A 16,094-nucleotide genomic window follows, 5' to 3' on the forward strand; every position below is an offset into this window, starting at 1 on the left:
CCCCTACCTGCGGCAACAGATTTTCCGGGCAGGAGGGGGCTAGGTGATCAGGAACACAGTTATTCCTGGATCAGGACGGCCTTTCCGAGCACCCGACCGGCCTCGAGATCGGCGAGCGCCTCGGCCGCCGACGCCAGCGGATAGCGCGCTTTCACAATGGGCCGCAGACCCGCACGTACGTGCTTCACCAGCGCCGCATGCGTCTCGGCGAGCGCCGACGGCTCGGTCCGCAGGAACTCACCCCACGCGGCGCCCACGATGCTGATGTTCCGGAACAGCACTCGGTTGACCTTCACCGACGGAATTCCTCCACCGGCGAAGCCGATCACCACCAGCCGGCCCTCCGGCGCCAGCGCGCGGACGGCATCGTCGAACGCGTCGCCACCGACCGGATCCACCAGGACGTCGGCGCCCCGCCCGCCGGTGAGGTCCCGCACCCGTGCCGCCCAGCCGTCGGTCAGCCGCACCACCTCGTCGGCACCGATCTCACGCAGGAAGTCGTCCGCACCGTCGCGTCGCACCACCGCGATCACGCGCGCACCGTGCGCCTTCGCCAACTGGATCGCCGACGTCCCGACACCGCCGGCGGCGCCCAGGATCACGACGGCCTCACCCGGCTGCAGACGCGCACGTCGCCCGAGGGCGAATTCCATCGTCTGATAGTTGATGATCAGCGACGCCGCCTCCTCGAAGGTCAGCTCCTCCGGGACCGGCAGCACCAGATTCGGGTGGACGGCGACCTGCTCGGCGTAACCTCCCAGGCTCGGGATCGCCAGCACGCGCTGACCGGGCTCGAACCCGCTGTCCTCGGGCGCACTGATCACGACGCCCGCGACCTCGGTGCCCGGCACGAACGGCGGCTCCGCACGGAGCTGGTACTTGCCGTAGCTGATCAGCAGATCGGGGAAGCACACACCGCTGGCCTTGACGTCGATGAGGACCAGTCCGGTCGAATCCGGTTCGGGCACATCTCGAACCGCCATCGCCGACGGACCTGCCAGATCCGTGACCACCACTGCGCGCACTTCCCACCTCCGAGATCTTCGAGCATCGTCAACCGGGCGCGTACGCCCTCCCGACGAAGCTACCCGCGTCGGGGCGACGACGGTCAGTTACCGAACAGACCCCGCCGCTTGCGCCCGACCGCCACCATCTCCGCGGTGTCGGTCATCTTCACCCGGGGCCTCCCCGAGGCCAGGCCCCGGCGGCGTTCCGCCTCGTCGATGGCCTCCCACCCACGGCGCGAGATCCGCTCCGGCCGGCGGCGCGCCAGCAACTTGGACAGATCCTTCCGGCCCAATGCCGGTGCGGGCAGGCGCTTCGCCTCGAAGTCCTCGACGATCCGCGCGACCGTCTCCTTGGCGCACGTCTTGTTGGTGCCGATGACGCCGCTCGGACCACGCTTGATCCACCCGGTCACGTACACGCCGTCGAGCGTCTCGCCGGCTCCGACGACCACGCGGCCGCGATCGTTGGGGATCACCCCGCGGCGCTCGTCGAACGGCACTCCCGCGAGCGGCCGTCCGCGGTAGCCGATCGAACGTAGCACCAGCGCCGCCTCGATCCGTTCCGTCCGATCCGTCGGGCGGGCCGCGAGCGCACCGGATGCGTCCTCGACGAGCTCGTTGGCCACGACCGTCACGCCGTCCGCACGCTCGGTGCCGTGAATCTCGTTGGGAGAGAGCAGGTATCGGAAAACGATCCGCTTGTTGTCCGGATTCGCGGTCCGCTGCGCGAACTCCTGCGCCAGACGCACCTTCATCGCGACCGCGGGTTCCACCGCGCCCGCATCGATCAGCGCCTGCGACTTGTCGTCCAGTTCGACCTCGGTCGGATCGATCACGACGTCGACACCCGGCAGGTCACCGAGCGCCAGGAACTCCGGGGTGGTGTACGCGGCCTGCGCCGGTCCACGGCGACCGAGGAGCACGACCTCGCGAATATTGCTCTTACGCAGCGCCGCCAGCGCGTGGTCGGCGATGTCCGTCCTGGCGAGATCGTCGGGATCCATCGTGAGGATGCGTGCGACGTCGACTGCGACGTTGCCGTTCCCGACAATCACCGCCCGCTCCCCCGACAGATCGAACGCCCGGTCCGCGTAGTCCGGGTGCCCGTTGTACCAGGCCACGAATTCGGTGGCGGCGTGGCTGCCGGACAGGTCCTCGCCGGGAATCCCGAGTGCGCGATCGCTCGAGGCGCCGACCGCGTAGATCACCGCGTGGTGATGGGCCAACAGATCGGCGTGGGTGACATGGTTGCCGACCTCCACGTTGAGGTGGAACTGGAATGCGTCGCGACCGAGCGACCAGTCGAACATCTCGGTGACGACCTTGGTCCCCGGATGGTCCGGTGCAACACCGGCGCGGACCAGGCCCCACGGCGTCGGCAGCTTCTCGAACATCTCCACCTCGACGTCGGAGCGCTTCAACAGCTCCTCGGCGGCGTAGCACGCGGCCGGACCGGCTCCGACGATCGCGACCCGCAGCGTGCCCAGGTCGCGTACCGGCGGGGTGGCCGGCGTGAGCGGGATCCATCCCGACGGCAGCGGGTGCCGCGTGTAGTAGTCGGCGTTGATCTCCCGGTAGCGGGACAGCGACTCGGTCAGCTGGTCCTCGGGGAAGATCGCGTTGACCGGGCACGCATCGACGCAGGCACCGCAGTCGATGCAGGCCTGCGGCTCGATGTAGAGCATCTCGGTGGTCGCGAACTCTGCTTGCTCGGGCGTCGGGTGGATGCAGTTCACGGGGCACGCCGAGACGCAGCTCGCGTCGTTGCAGCACGCCTGGGTGATGACGTAGGCCATGTTCGATTCCCGTTCTTCGTGCCACACCAGACGTGATGCACGCCCGCTGCCGTCGCCGATGTGACGGCCTTCATGTGACGTAGAGTTACAGCTACAGGACTGTACTAGGACCGATGATGCCGAACAAGCATCACCACGCGAATCGTGTGACGCCCCGCCGACGACCTGCCAGAATCGCTGGCGACACCCGCCGAACCGAGGGAACCAACGTGCCTTCCGAGCAGATCGTCCCCACCGCGCAGCCCGTCACCACAGCGCAGCCCGTCACCGCAGCGCACAGCCTCGCGCCCGCCCCTCCGCACGGACAGGGGTTCGCGACATCGCGGCCCATCCGGACCGGGGACGTCGACACCGCCTACCGACTCAGACTGGACGGGATCGCCCGCTACCTGCAGGACATCGGCACCGACAACCTCGCCGCCCACGGATTCGACCGGACCGACCCCCTGTGGATCGTGCGCCGAACCGTGATCGACGTGCGCCGGCCGGCGGTCTGGCCCGACCGGATCCACCTGCGGCGTTGGTGCGCCGCACACTCCACCAGATGGTCGGCGATGCGCGTGCAGATGACCAACGACAAGGACGCACTGATCGAGACCGAGGGATTCTGGATCAACATCGGGACCGACACCGGCATGCCGGCCCGCATCAGCGAGCAGCTACTCGCCGACCTCAGCCGCACCACCGACGAACACCGGCTCAAGTGGAAGCCGTGGCTGTCCGCCACCCCGCCCGACACCGACGAGGACGACCGCACGTTCCACCTGCGGGCAACCGACATCGACCCGTTCAACCACGTCAACAACACCACCTACTGGCACGTGGTCGAGGAGTACCTCACCGACCGCCCCGATCTGCTCGAGCCCCCGTACCGTGCCGTCGTCGAGCACCTGAGCCCGATCCTCGCCCGCGACCACGTCCGTATCCGCACCCGCGACGACGGCACCACCCTGTCACTGTGGTTCCTCGTCGCGGACGAGGTGCGGGCCGTGGCCCGCGTGGAGAAGCTGTAGCTAGAACACCTTCTTCGCGACCACCGCGAGGCCGGCCAGAACCAGCGTCACGAGCAGCGCGGTGCCGAATCCGGTGAGCCACCACAGCACGCCGAACACGACGATCGCGGGCGCCGCGACGATCAGCGCGATGGTGGGGCTCTCCCTGACGACCTCGAGAGCCGACTCGGCCTTCACTCGGTCGATCTTCTTGCCAGCCATGTCGTCCTCCGAAGGGTCTGATCGGTCCGATTGTGCGGCGCGATCTCTCCTCCCCAGAATGCACGAAGGTCCCGCCCCCTGCATCGGGGACGGGACCTTCGAGTCAGACGTTCCTACCGGCTAGCGGTAGTCGGTGCCGAAACCGTAGTCGTCCAGCGGAACAGCAGCGCCAGTCCCGGTGCCGAAGCCTTCCGGGCTGTAGTACTGATCGTCGTACGACGGAACCGCGTAGGCGGCAGCCCGTGCCTCTTCGGTGGGCTGAACCTGGATGTTCCGGTACCGGTTGATGCCGGTGCCGGCCGGGATCAGCTTGCCGATGATCACGTTCTCCTTCAGACCGATCAGCTTGTCCGAGCGGCAGTTGATGGCCGCATCGGTCAGCACGCGAGTGGTCTCCTGGAACGACGCGGCGGACAGCCACGAGTCGGTCGCCAGCGATGCCTTGGTGATACCCATCAGCACCGGACGGCCGGCCGCGGGCTCGCCCCCCTCGGCGACGACGCGACGGTTGGACGCCTCGAACTCCGCGCGCTCGACGAGCGAGCCCGGCAGGAACTCCGTCGCACCCGAGTCGATGATCGTGACGCGACGCAGCATCTGGCGCACGATGACCTCGATGTGCTTGTCGTGGATCGACACACCCTGGCTCCGGTACACCTCCTGGACCTCGTTGACGAGGTGGATCTGCACCTGACGGGGGCCCATGACACGCAGCACCTCGTGCGGGTCGGCAGCACCTTCCATGAGCTGCTGTCCGACGTCCACGTGGTCGCCGTCCGCCAGCAGACGCTCGCTGCCGTCGTCGTGCTTGAACACGCGCAGACGCTGACGCTTCGAGAGCTTGTCGTAGACAACCTCTTCGCCACCGTCGTCCGGAACGATGGTGATCTTGTAGAAGCGATCGCCGTCCTCGAGCTGCACCCGACCGGTGACGTCCGCGATGGGCGCCTTGCCCTTCGGGACACGAGCCTCGAACAGCTCCTGGACACGCGGCAGACCACCGGTGATGTCGGCGGCGCCCGCCGCACCACCCTGGTGGAACGTACGCATGGTCAGCTGGGTACCGGGCTCACCGATCGACTGCGCGGCGACGATACCGACGGCCTCGCCGATGTCGACGAGCTTGCCGGTCGCCATCGAGCGGCCGTAGCAGGTGGCGCAGACGCCGGTCGCCGTGGTGCAGGTGAGCACCGAGCGAACCTTGACCTGCGTGATGCCTGCCGCGAGCAGCGCGTCGATCGCCGGATCGCCCAGGTCGTGGCCACGCTCGACGACGACGTTGCCGTTCTCGTCGACCGCGTCCGCGGCGAGGGTGCGGGCGTACGTCGAGGTCTCGACGTGCGCATCGCGGATGATCGCGCCGTCGGCCTGCTTCTCGGCGATGTGCGTGATGATGCCGCGCTCGGTGCCACAGTCGACCTCGCGGACGATGACGTCCTGCGAGACGTCCACCAGACGACGGGTCAGGTAACCCGAGTCGGCGGTACGGAGCGCGGTATCGGCCAGACCCTTACGAGCACCGTGCGTGTTGATGAAGTACTCGAGAACCGTCAGGCCCTCCTTGAAGGAGGACTTGATCGGACGCGGGATGAACTCACCCTTCGGGTTCGTCACCAGGCCCTTCATACCGGCGAGCGAGCGAACCTGAGTCATGTTGCCGGCCGCGCCGGACTTCACGATCATCGGGATCGGGTTGTCGTCGGGGAAGTGCGCCTCCATGGCCTTACCGACCTCGTCGGTGGCCTCGGACCAGATCTTCACGAGAGCGCTGTTGCGCTCGGCGTGGTTGAGAGCACCGCGCTGGTACTTCTTCTCGATCTGATCGGCCTGCGCCTCGAACTGCTCCATGATCTGGGGCTTCTCCGGCGGCACGAGGACGTCGGAGATCGAGACCGTCACGCCGGAACGGGTGGCCCAGTAGAAGCCGGTGTCCTTGAGCTTGTCGACGGTCTGCGCGACCACGATCATCGGGTAGCGCTCGGCGAGATCGTTGATGATCGTCGCCTGACGCTTCTTCGGCATCTGCTCGTTGACGAACGGGTAGTCCGCCGGCAGCAGATCGTTGAACATGACGCGGCCGAGAGTCGTCTCGGTGGTCCAGGCGTCGCCGTAGCTCCAGCCCTCGGGGAACAGCTCCGCCTCGGCCTCGCGCGACGGACGCTGATGCGTCAGACGCACCTTGATCTTCGCCTGCACGGACAGCACGCCACGATCGACGGCCATCTGAGCCTCGGCCGGCGACGAGTACACGCCCTGCTCCGCCTGATCGGTGGTGGCCGGCTGGTACTCGCCGATCGCACCCTCGACCTCGCGGGTCAGGTGGAACAGACCGGTCACCATGTCCAGACGCGGCATGGCGAGCGGGCGACCCGACGCGGGCGACAGGATGTTGTTCGAGGACAGCATCAGGATGCGGGCCTCGGCCTGTGCCTCCGCCGACAGCGGCAGGTGGACTGCCATCTGGTCACCGTCGAAGTCGGCGTTGAACGCCTCACACACCAGCGGGTGCAGCTGGATGGCCTTGCCCTCGACGAGCTGCGGCTCGAACGCCTGGATGCCCAGACGGTGCAGCGTAGGTGCACGGTTGAGCAGCACGGGGTGCTCGTTGATGACCTCTTCGAGGACATCCCACACCTGCGGGCGCTGACGCTCGACCATGCGCTTCGCGGACTTGATGTTCTGCGCGTGGTTCAGGTCGACCAGACGCTTCATGACGAACGGCTTGAACAGCTCGAGCGCCATCAGCTTCGGCAGACCACACTGGTGCAGCTTGAGCTGCGGACCGACGACGATGACCGAACGGCCGGAGTAGTCGACGCGCTTACCGAGCAGGTTCTGGCGGAAGCGGCCCTGCTTGCCCTTGAGCAGATCGGACAGCGACTTCAGCGGACGGTTGCCCGGACCCGTGACGGGCCGGCCACGACGGCCGTTGTCGAACAGCGCGTCCACGGACTCCTGCAGCATCCGCTTCTCGTTGTTGACGATGATCTCGGGGGCACCGAGGTCGATCAGTCGCTTGAGGCGGTTGTTGCGGTTGATGACGCGGCGGTACAGGTCGTTCAGGTCGGACGTCGCGAAACGGCCACCGTCGAGCTGAACCATCGGACGCAGCTCCGGCGGGATAACCGGGACAGCGTCGAGCACCATGCCCATGGGCGAGTTGCCGGACATCTGGAACGCCGCGACGACCTTGAGTCGCTTGAGCGCACGCAGCTTCTTCTGGCCCTTGCCGCTGCGGATGGTCTCGCGCAGAGACTCCGCCTCGGCCTGGATGTCGAAGTTGCGCATCAGGATCTGGATGGACTCTGCGCCCATCGCGCCCGTGAAGTACTCGCCGTAGCGGTCGACCAGCTCGCGATACAGGCCCTCGTCCACGATGAGCTGCTTGACGCTCAGCTTGGTGAACGTGGTCCAGATCTCGTCGAGGCGGTCCAGCTCGCGCTGCGCGCGGTCACGGAGCTGACGCATCTCGCGCTCGCCGCCGTCCTTGACCTTGCGGCGCACGTCGGACTTGGCACCCTCGGCCTCGAGCTCGGCGATGTCGGCCTCGAGCTTCTGCGCGCGGGCCTCCAGGTCGGCGTCCCGCTGGTCGGCGACGGTCTTCTTCTCGACCTCCATCTCGGCCTCGAGCGTGGAGAGCTCGTTGTGACGCAGCTCCTCGTCGACACCGACGATGACGTAGGCAGCGAAGTAGATGATCTTCTCGAGATCCTTCGGAGCCAGGTCCAGCAGGTAACCGAGACGGCTCGGAACACCCTTGAAGTACCAGATGTGGGTCACCGGAGCGGCAAGCTCGATGTGGCCCATGCGCTCACGGCGCACCTTCGCGCGGGTCACCTCGACGCCGCAGCGCTCGCAGATGATGCCCTTGAAGCGGACACGCTTGTACTTACCGCAGTAGCACTCCCAGTCCCGGGTGGGGCCGAAGATCTTCTCGCAGAAGAGGCCGTCCTTCTCAGGCTTGAGCGTGCGGTAGTTGATGGTCTCCGGCTTCTTGACCTCGCCGTAGGACCAGTTGCGGATGTCCTCCGCGGTCGCCAGACCGATGCGGAGTTCATCGAAGAAGTTGACGTCGAGCACGTAACTTCCTTTCCCCAGAGGGATTGTGGATCAGCGGGTGAGATCCGCTTTTCCTGACTGCCAATTCAAATGTGCTCTAGCGCCCCCGGGCCGTGCTCACACACGGCCCGGGGACCGAAAACTAGTTCGCGAGATCGTCCACGGTCGCGGCCTCGTTCCGGGACAGGTTGATGCCCAGGTTCGCGGCGGCACGCTCGAGGTCCTCGTCGTCGCCGTCGGCCATCGCGATGGCTGCGCCGTCCGAGGACAGCACCTCCACGTTGAGGCACAGCGACTGGAGCTCCTTGAGGAGCACCTTGAAGGACTCGGGGATGCCCGGCTCGGGGATGTTCTCGCCCTTGACGATGGCCTCGTACACCTTCACGCGGCCGACAACGTCGTCCGACTTGATGGTGAGCAGCTCCTGCAGGGTGTAGGCGGCGCCGTACGCCTGCATCGCCCAGCACTCCATTTCACCGAAGCGCTGGCCACCGAACTGGGCCTTACCGCCGAGCGGCTGCTGGGTGATCATCGAGTACGGACCGGTCGAACGCGCGTGGATCTTGTCGTCGACCAGGTGGTGCAGCTTGATGATGTACATGTAGCCGACCGACACCGGGTACGGGAACGGCTCGCCGGAGCGACCGTCGAACAGCGTCGCCTTGCCGTCCGACCCGACCATCTGCTCACCGTCACGGTTGGGCAGCGTGGCACCGAGCAGACCGGTGAGCTCGTCCTCCTTGGCACCGTCGAACACCGGGGTGGCGATGTTCGAGTCGGCCGGTGCGGACAGCATCTCCTCCGGCAGGTTCTCGGCCCAGTCGGGGCGAGAGCCGTCGGCGGCGATCTGCACGTTCCAGCCGGTCTTGCCGATCCAGCCGAGGTGCGTCTCGAGCACCTGACCGATGTTCATACGACGCGGAACACCGTGGGTGTTCAGGATGATGTCGACCGGGGTGCCGTCGGGCAGGAACGGCATGTCCTCCTGCGGGAGGATCTTGCCGATGACGCCCTTGTTGCCGTGGCGGCCGGCGAGCTTGTCGCCGTCCTGGATCTTGCGCTTCTGAGCCACGTACACGCGGACCAGCTCGTTGACGCCCGGAGGTAGATCGTCGTCGTCCTCGCGCGAGAACACGCGGATGCCGATGACCTTGCCGGACTCACCGTGGGGAACCTTGAGGGACGTGTCGCGAACCTCGCGGGCCTTCTCACCGAAGATCGCGCGCAGCAGGCGCTCCTCCGGGGTCAGCTCGGTCTCGCCCTTCGGGGTGACCTTGCCGACCAGGATGTCGCCGTCACGGACCTCGGCACCGATGCGGACGATGCCGCGCTCGTCGAGATCGGCGAGGACCTCGTCGGAGACGTTCGGGATGTCCCGGGTGATCTCCTCGGCACCGAGCTTGGTGTCGCGGGCATCGATCTCGTGCTCCTCGATGTGGATCGAGGTGAGCACGTCCTCCTCCACGAGGCGCTGCGACAGGATGATCGCGTCCTCGTAGTTGTGGCCCTCCCACGGCATGATCGCCACGAGCAGGTTCTTGCCGAGCGCCATCTCACCGTTCTCGGTGCAGGGGCCGTCGGCCAGGACCTGACCGGTCTCGACCCGCTGGCCCTCGTCCACGATCGGACGCTGGTTGGCGCACGTGCCCTGGTTGGAGCGCGCGAACTTGCGCAGACGGTAGGTCTTGCGGCTGCCGTCGTCGGCCATCACGGTGACGTAGTCGGAGGAGACCTCCTCGACCACACCGGCCTTCTCGGTGACGATGACGTCGCCCGCGTCGACCGCGGCACGCAGCTCCATGCCGGTACCGACCAGCGGGGACTCGCTGCGGACCAGCGGCACGGCCTGACGCTGCATGTTCGCGCCCATGAGGGCACGGTTGGCGTCGTCGTGCTCGAGGAACGGAATCATCGCGGTCGCGACGGAAACCATCTGACGCGGCGAGACGTCCATGTAGTCGACGTCCGACGAGGACACGTACTCGACCTCGCCACCCTTACGGCGGACGAGGACGCGGTCCTCGGTGAAGTGTCCGGCCGAGTTGACGGGCGAGTTGGCCTGCGCCACGACGTGGCGGTCCTCCTCGTCCGCGGTCAGGTAGTCGACCTGGTCGGTGACCTGGCCGTCGACGACCTTGCGGTACGGGGTCTCGATGAAGCCGAACGGGTTGACCCGCGCGTACACCGACAGCGAACCGATCAGACCGATGTTCGGACCCTCAGGGGTCTCGATCGGGCACATGCGGCCGTAGTGCGACGGGTGGACGTCTCGCACCTCGAGGCCGGCGCGCTCACGGGACAGACCACCGGGGCCCAGCGCCGACAGACGACGCTTGTGGGTCAGGCCCGACAGCGGGTTGTTCTGGTCCATGAACTGCGACAGCTGGGAGGTTCCGAAGAACTCCTTGATCGCGGCGACGACCGGGCGGATGTTGATCAGGGTCTGCGGCGTGATCGCCTCGACGTCCTGAGTCGTCATGCGCTCGCGGACGACGCGCTCCATGCGGGACAGGCCCACGCGGATCTGGTTCTGGATGAGCTCGCCCACGGTACGCAGACGACGGTTGCCGAAGTGGTCGATGTCGTCGACCTCGACGGGAACCTCGACGCCGCCGGGGGCGGTCATCGTGGTGTCACCGGCGTGCAGGCGCACCAGGTACTCGATCGTGGCGACGATGTCTTCCTCGGTGAGGGTCGACGCCTCGACGGGCAGGCCGGTGTTCAGGCCCAGCTTCTTGTTGATCTTGTAACGGCCCACGCGAGCGAGGTCGTAGCGCTTGTCCTTGAAGAACAGGTTCTCCAGGAGGGTCTGCGCGCTCTCCTTCGTCGGCGGCTCGCCCGGACGCAGCTTGCGGTAGATGTCGAGCAGCGCCTCGTCGGTGCCGGCGGTGTTGTCCTTCTCGAGCGTCGCCATGAGGATCTCGGAGAAACCGAAACGCTCGGTGATCTGCTCGGTGGTCCAACCCAGTGCCTTCAGCAGCACGGTGACCGGCTGACGGCGCTTGCGGTCGATACGGACACCGACGGTGTCGCGCTTGTCGACGTCGAACTCGAGCCAGGCACCACGGCCCGGGATGACCTTGACGCTGTGCAGGGTCTTCTCGGTGCTCTTGTCGATGGTGTCGTCGAAGTAGACGCCCGGCGAGCGGACCAGCTGCGACACGACGACACGCTCGGTGCCGTTGATGATGAACGTGCCCTTGTCGGTCATCATCGGGAAATCACCCATGAAGACCGTCTGGCTCTTGATCTCACCGGTGTTGTTGTTGATGAACTCCGCGGTGACGAACAGCGGCGCCGCGTAGGTCATGTCCTTGTCTTTGCACTCGTCGACCGAGGCCTTGACCTCGTCGAAGCGCGGGTCCGAGAAGGACAGGGACATGGACCCCGAGAAGTCCTCGATGGGCGAGAGCTCGGCCAGAATTTCTTCGAGGCCACCCGTGACTGCACCGTCGCCGCGAGCGGCTGCGCGCTCACGCCAGCCCTGCGAGCCGATCAACCATTCGAACGAATCGGTCTGTAGATCGAGGAGCCCTGGGACTTCGAGGGGCTCGCGAATTTTCGCGAACGAGACCCTCTTCGGGGCTCCGGGGATTCCGGCAACTGCCTTGGTCTGGCTAGAGACTGCCAAGATGCGTCCTTCCAGCACCTCACGCGGGCCGCTCTTGCTGGTGCGACCGCCGCTGTATCTGCTTCTTCATGTGGGGCGAATTCGCTGGTTACAACCCGAACGAAACCTCGCCACAGGAGCAGGAAGTGGAACACTTCGCCACAGTGAGGATGAGAGGTGGACAGGAGGCAGCCAGCGCAACGTCCAAAAGTACACCCAAACTCAGTAGATGTCGAGCCGGGCAGCAGAAAGGACACCCGTCGCGGGCGCCGCACGCGTGATACCGCGTGAATGTTCACGCATAGAGTGACGCGTGATCATCGCCGCGTCAAGCCCAGATCTCGGCGTTTCGATCTCCGACTGCGGGGAGCGCCCGCGGAGTCACGAGTTCTCGACACCGGACAGCAGCCACTGACCGTCTACCTTCTCCATCCTCAGAATCACCGGCCCGGATGTGCTGCCCGCCGCCACGCCGTTGTTCTCGACGCTCACGATCAAGTTGGCCAGCACCTCGGCCCGATTCTCGTCGAGAAGCATGACTCCCACGTTCGTGACCTGCGCTGCTGTGTCCGACCGAGCCTGCTTGACGATGTCGATCGTCGTGCCGATTGTCCGATCGAACTCTGCCTTCATCCCGTCCGTCATCACTGCGCGCGCCGTGTCGGGGAACTGGTCGATCGAATCAGCACTATAGACGGTCACGGCCGTCAGCGCCTTCTCCGCCGCGGCCGCGACCTCCGACGTCGCGCCGACGTCGAGGAACGCGCGATTGGACGTTCCGCCGTCGCGGGTCATCATCGCGGCGACGCCCGCGAACGCCGCCAGCACCGCCGCCGCGACACCCATGATCACGACCGAGCGCCAGCGCAGCCGGTCCGTCCACCGACGCCCACCGGCGTCGGATGCACCGCCCGTCTCGGGCTCGGGACCGTCCTCCTCGGGTTCGCTACCGGCAGGCCCGGAAGACGCGGACGACGCGGGCGCGGGTGCTTCGACAGCAGATTCCTCGAGAGCAGGCTCGGCAGGCTCCTTCACGAGCAACACGCTCGCATCCGGTTCCTTCACCGCATCCTCGATCGGGGCCGCCGGGGACGCCGGCCGGGGCGCCGAACTGCCCGCGACCTTGGGACGACGCGCGGCCGACGGGGACACCTTCGGATTACGACGAATGGGAGGCACTGATGGAACTCCTTCCAGCGACCGAACGAGAAACGTCGGCACGGCTGCTGAGACGGTCTACTGTCCGCCGCTCTGCGGATCGGTCGCCTGATCTTCCTGCGTGGGCGCCGGTGCGGGCGCGGGCGCGGCCGGGCGCGGCGTCCCCGGATCGATCACCACGGGCTCACCGAGGTTGCCGGCGTCGGACGCCTTCCAGGTGTCGCCGTCGCGCACGAGACTCATCCGCATCGTGATCTGCCGCTTCACCGGCGTCTCGAGATTCGGCATCGCGGTCGAGGTCTCGACGACGAGCATCGCGTCCGCCGTGCCGTCGTCCACATTGAGCGACGTCAGGGCGGCCCGCAGGACCCGCCCCTCACTCTTGGCCCCCGACGCGGCGGCGGCCGTGCTCATGTCCTCCCGCGTCTTCGCGAGATCGTCCATGAGCGACCCGGTGATCGACGACTCGAGGTCGGCGAACGACTTCTCCATGTCGGCGGCGTCGTACGAGTTGAGGTTGACCGCCGCCTGCCGGGCATCGGACAGGGCCGTGTCGCGCTCATCGGCGGTCGACCTGCCGGACGCGGCCTTCGCCCACCCGATTCCGAAGAAGATCGCTGCTGCCAGCGCGCCGACGAGGAGCACGCACACCACCACAGTGGCAGCGACGAGCGTGTTGTTCTTCGTGGGCGCGGTCGTGGTCTCCGTCACACGGCAACCTTACTCTTGGGTAACGAATGCTTGCCCGAGGCTACCGCGCCGGCACGACGCCCATGAGGGTCGCGATCTGCGTGGCGATCGGGTTCAGATTCAGCTTGTCGGGGTCGACCTTAGGCGTGCTGTCCCACGGCTGCGGGGTCTGCGGGTCGGCGTAGATGATGCGTTCGGCGCTGCGGACACCCGTCGGATTGCCCTGTTCGACGGCGCATCGCGCGTTCGCGTTGAACGGGAAGTTGTCGACGGTGTCGTCGAAGTTCGGGTTCTGCGCGCGCATCTGCGCGAGGATCTCCTGCGTGCCCTCGTAGCCCTGGGTGCACGGCACCGGATTGTTGGTCTCGAGGACCAGACCGAAGTGGATCGTGCCGTCGCCCGGTGCCACCGCCGACGCACCCGCCGACAGCGCCGGCAGGAACTGGAAGAAGGGCTGCAGCGCGATGAACGTCGGCGAGACCGTCGTGAGGGTCGTCGAGAGGTTCGTGAGGTTCGCGGTCAGGGCGTCGCCACTGTTCGCGACGAGCTTCCCGACCGTGTCCGTCGCGTCCGTGCCGGTGCCGATGAGCCGTCGCATGTCGGGATCGCTCGACTTCAGCTGGGCGGCGATCTGTTCGAGGCCGTCACTGAAGGCTCGGATCGAACTCGCCTGCTCCGCCTGCGTGTCGAGCACCGTCCGGCCGTCGCTGATGAATGTCAACGTCTGCGGCAGCGCCTCGGTCGCGGTCTCGGTGAACCGGCCGAGCGAGTCGACCAGCACCTGCAGGTCGCCGCCCTTCCCGCTGAACGCGTTCCCCAGTTCGACGACGGCCGTGTGCAGCGAGTCGGTGGGCACCGAACGGGCCAACCGGTCCACACTGCCGATCAGGTCCTCGACCGGGATGGGCGTCGCCGTGTTGGGCTCGAGGATCTTCGAGCCGTCGGTGAGGAACGGGCCCTCGTCGGTGTCGGGCTGCAGATCCACGTACTGCTCGCCGATCGCCGACCGATTCGCGACGACAGCCTTCGCCGATGCCGGGATCTTCGGGGCCGCGTTGTCGATCATCAGCGCGACGGACACGCCCTTCTCGGTCAGCGTGAGGTCCCCGACCCGGCCGACCGGCACACCGCGGTAGGTCACCTCGGCGTTGGTGAAGATGCCACCGGAGTGCGCGAGTTCCGCGTCCACCTGGTACTCACCGAAGCCCAGCAGCGTGTCGAGCCGCACGTACTTGGCGCCGACGTAACCGATACCGAGCACGGCGACGACGATGAACGCCACCAACTGCCACCTGGCCAGACGCGAGACCATTACTCACCCACCCCCAGCTGCTTCAGGAACGCATCGAACGGATTGACCGGAGCATTCGCCGGCGCCGACACCGCGGGGACCGGCGCGGGGACCGGATTCGGCACGATCGGCGGCAACGGCACGATCGACACCGTCGGCCATCCCGGGCGCGGCCCGTTGCCGTTGTAGTACGGGTTGCTCGGATCGACGGGAACCGGCGGGCCGTACTGGGGCGGGTAGTAGACGGGGTCCGGCTTCCCGACACCGAGGTTCGACAAGGTGTCACCGATCTGCAGATCGATCGACAGGAACACGTTGGCCTGGCCGCCGTGGATCGACGGGATGATCGTGTCCGGGAAGGGGAACGTCGGGACGAGCGGCGCCGACGTGATGATGTCGGGGGCCGCCTCACCCAGCTGCTGCAACGTGGGACGCAGCGCGCGCAGGTCCGTGATCAGGTCGTCCTTGGAACGGTTGATGACGTCCGCGCCGACCTGACCGAGCCGGTCGACCTGGCCGAGCATGTCCACCAGTTGCGGACGCTGCTCGGCGAGGATCTCGACACCCTGCGGCAGCTCGTCGAGGATCTTCTCGAGCTTCGTCGTCTGATCCCCGACCCGCGCGCTGAGGGTGTCGAGGCCGTCGAGCGCGGTCGTGATCGAGTCGCGCTGCTCCTCGAGACCGGCGATCAACGTGTTCGCCTGCTCCAGGAGTCCCCGAACCTTCGTCTCGCGGCCGTCGAGCGCCTTCTCCATCTCCGAGATGATGGGCTGCAACTGCGCGACGCCGCCACCGTTGAGCAGCAGCGACATGGCACCGAGCACCTGCTCGATGTCGGTGGCGTGGCGGGTGCGGTCCACCGGGATCGTGGCGCCGCTCGCCAGCCGCTCCGGCGACGGATTCTGCGTCGGGGCCGAGATCGCAATGAATTTCTCGCCCAACAGATTCGACTGCTGAACCTCGGCGACCGCATTGGCCGGCAGATTCACCGAGCTGTTCACGAGGGTGTCCACCTGCGCGGTCCAGCCGTCCGACGCCACCTCGATGTTCTCGACGCGTCCGACCGGGACGCCGTCGACCTTCACGGTCGACTGCGGCACCAGATCGAGGACGTCGTCGAACTCGATCTTCAGTCGCATCGGGTCGCTGCCGATGTCGGCGCCACCGGGCAACGGGATCGAGTAGATACCGCCCGAACCGCATGCACTCACCGTCAGCGCGACGACACACGCTCCTGCAGCCACCGCCGCGGCCCTCATCCGCCCGATT

The 16,094-nt window shown here is 66.8% G+C and carries 10 protein-coding genes; 1 reads left to right on the forward strand and 9 read right to left on the reverse strand.

Annotated features, from left to right (window positions below; translation table 11 throughout):
* Positions 1 to 59 precede the first annotated feature (59 nt).
* Both J2X34_RS00900 and J2X34_RS00905 read right to left on the reverse strand, forming a co-directional pair.
* Complete coding sequence (locus J2X34_RS00900) at positions 60 to 1,025, reverse strand: NADPH:quinone oxidoreductase family protein (protein WP_114718776.1); 966 nt, start codon at positions 1,023 to 1,025, stop codon at positions 60 to 62.
* A gap of 83 nt (positions 1,026 to 1,108) precedes the next feature.
* On the reverse strand, positions 1,109 to 2,803 hold the full coding sequence (locus J2X34_RS00905) for an FAD-dependent oxidoreductase (protein WP_429515892.1): 1,695 nt from the start codon (positions 2,801 to 2,803) through the stop codon (positions 1,109 to 1,111).
* A 224-nt stretch (positions 2,804 to 3,027) separates the two neighbouring features.
* Here J2X34_RS00905 and J2X34_RS00910 point away from each other — a divergent pair, with 224 nt between their 5' ends.
* Positions 3,028 to 3,816: an acyl-[acyl-carrier-protein] thioesterase gene (locus J2X34_RS00910; RefSeq protein ID WP_397484294.1), complete on the forward strand. Its 789-nt coding sequence runs from the start codon at positions 3,028 to 3,030 to the stop codon at positions 3,814 to 3,816.
* Here the strand turns inward: J2X34_RS00910 and J2X34_RS00915 are convergent, their stop codons facing one another.
* The 7 genes from J2X34_RS00915 to J2X34_RS00945 form a co-directional block, all read right to left on the reverse strand.
* Positions 3,817 to 4,017 carry a hypothetical protein gene (locus tag J2X34_RS00915; RefSeq protein ID WP_174912506.1) on the reverse strand — a complete coding sequence of 67 codons (201 nt, stop codon included), beginning with the start codon at positions 4,015 to 4,017 and terminating at the stop codon, positions 3,817 to 3,819. It abuts the gene before it with no gap.
* Positions 4,018 to 4,137: 120 nt separating this feature from the next.
* Positions 4,138 to 8,097: a DNA-directed RNA polymerase subunit beta' gene (locus tag J2X34_RS00920; RefSeq protein ID WP_114718772.1), complete on the reverse strand. Its 3,960-nt coding sequence runs from the start codon at positions 8,095 to 8,097 to the stop codon at positions 4,138 to 4,140.
* A 121-nt stretch (positions 8,098 to 8,218) separates the two neighbouring features.
* Positions 8,219 to 11,725 carry a DNA-directed RNA polymerase subunit beta gene (rpoB, locus tag J2X34_RS00925; RefSeq protein ID WP_114718771.1) on the reverse strand — a complete coding sequence of 1,169 codons (3,507 nt, stop codon included), beginning with the start codon at positions 11,723 to 11,725 and terminating at the stop codon, positions 8,219 to 8,221.
* 342 nt (positions 11,726 to 12,067) lie between these two features.
* On the reverse strand, positions 12,068 to 12,865 hold the full coding sequence (locus tag J2X34_RS00930) for a mammalian cell entry protein (RefSeq protein ID WP_429515894.1): 798 nt from the start codon (positions 12,863 to 12,865) through the stop codon (positions 12,068 to 12,070).
* Between the two features lie 57 nt (positions 12,866 to 12,922).
* Positions 12,923 to 13,555, reverse strand: a complete 633-nt coding sequence (locus tag J2X34_RS00935; RefSeq protein ID WP_429515895.1) for a mammalian cell entry protein — start codon at positions 13,553 to 13,555, stop codon at positions 12,923 to 12,925.
* Positions 13,556 to 13,595: 40 nt separating this feature from the next.
* Positions 13,596 to 14,846: an MlaD family protein gene (locus J2X34_RS00940; protein ID WP_429515897.1), complete on the reverse strand. Its 1,251-nt coding sequence runs from the start codon at positions 14,844 to 14,846 to the stop codon at positions 13,596 to 13,598.
* Positions 14,846 to 16,084 (reverse strand): MCE family protein, encoded by a 1,239-nt coding sequence (locus J2X34_RS00945; RefSeq protein ID WP_114718767.1) that lies wholly within the window; start codon positions 16,082 to 16,084, stop codon positions 14,846 to 14,848. The genes J2X34_RS00940 and J2X34_RS00945 overlap by 1 nt, the downstream gene beginning before the upstream one ends.
* Between the last annotated feature and the right edge of the window lie 10 nt (positions 16,085 to 16,094).

Source organism: Rhodococcus sp. BE178, assembly GCF_050433545.1.
In the GTDB taxonomy this organism is placed as follows: domain Bacteria; phylum Actinomycetota; class Actinomycetes; order Mycobacteriales; family Mycobacteriaceae; genus Prescottella.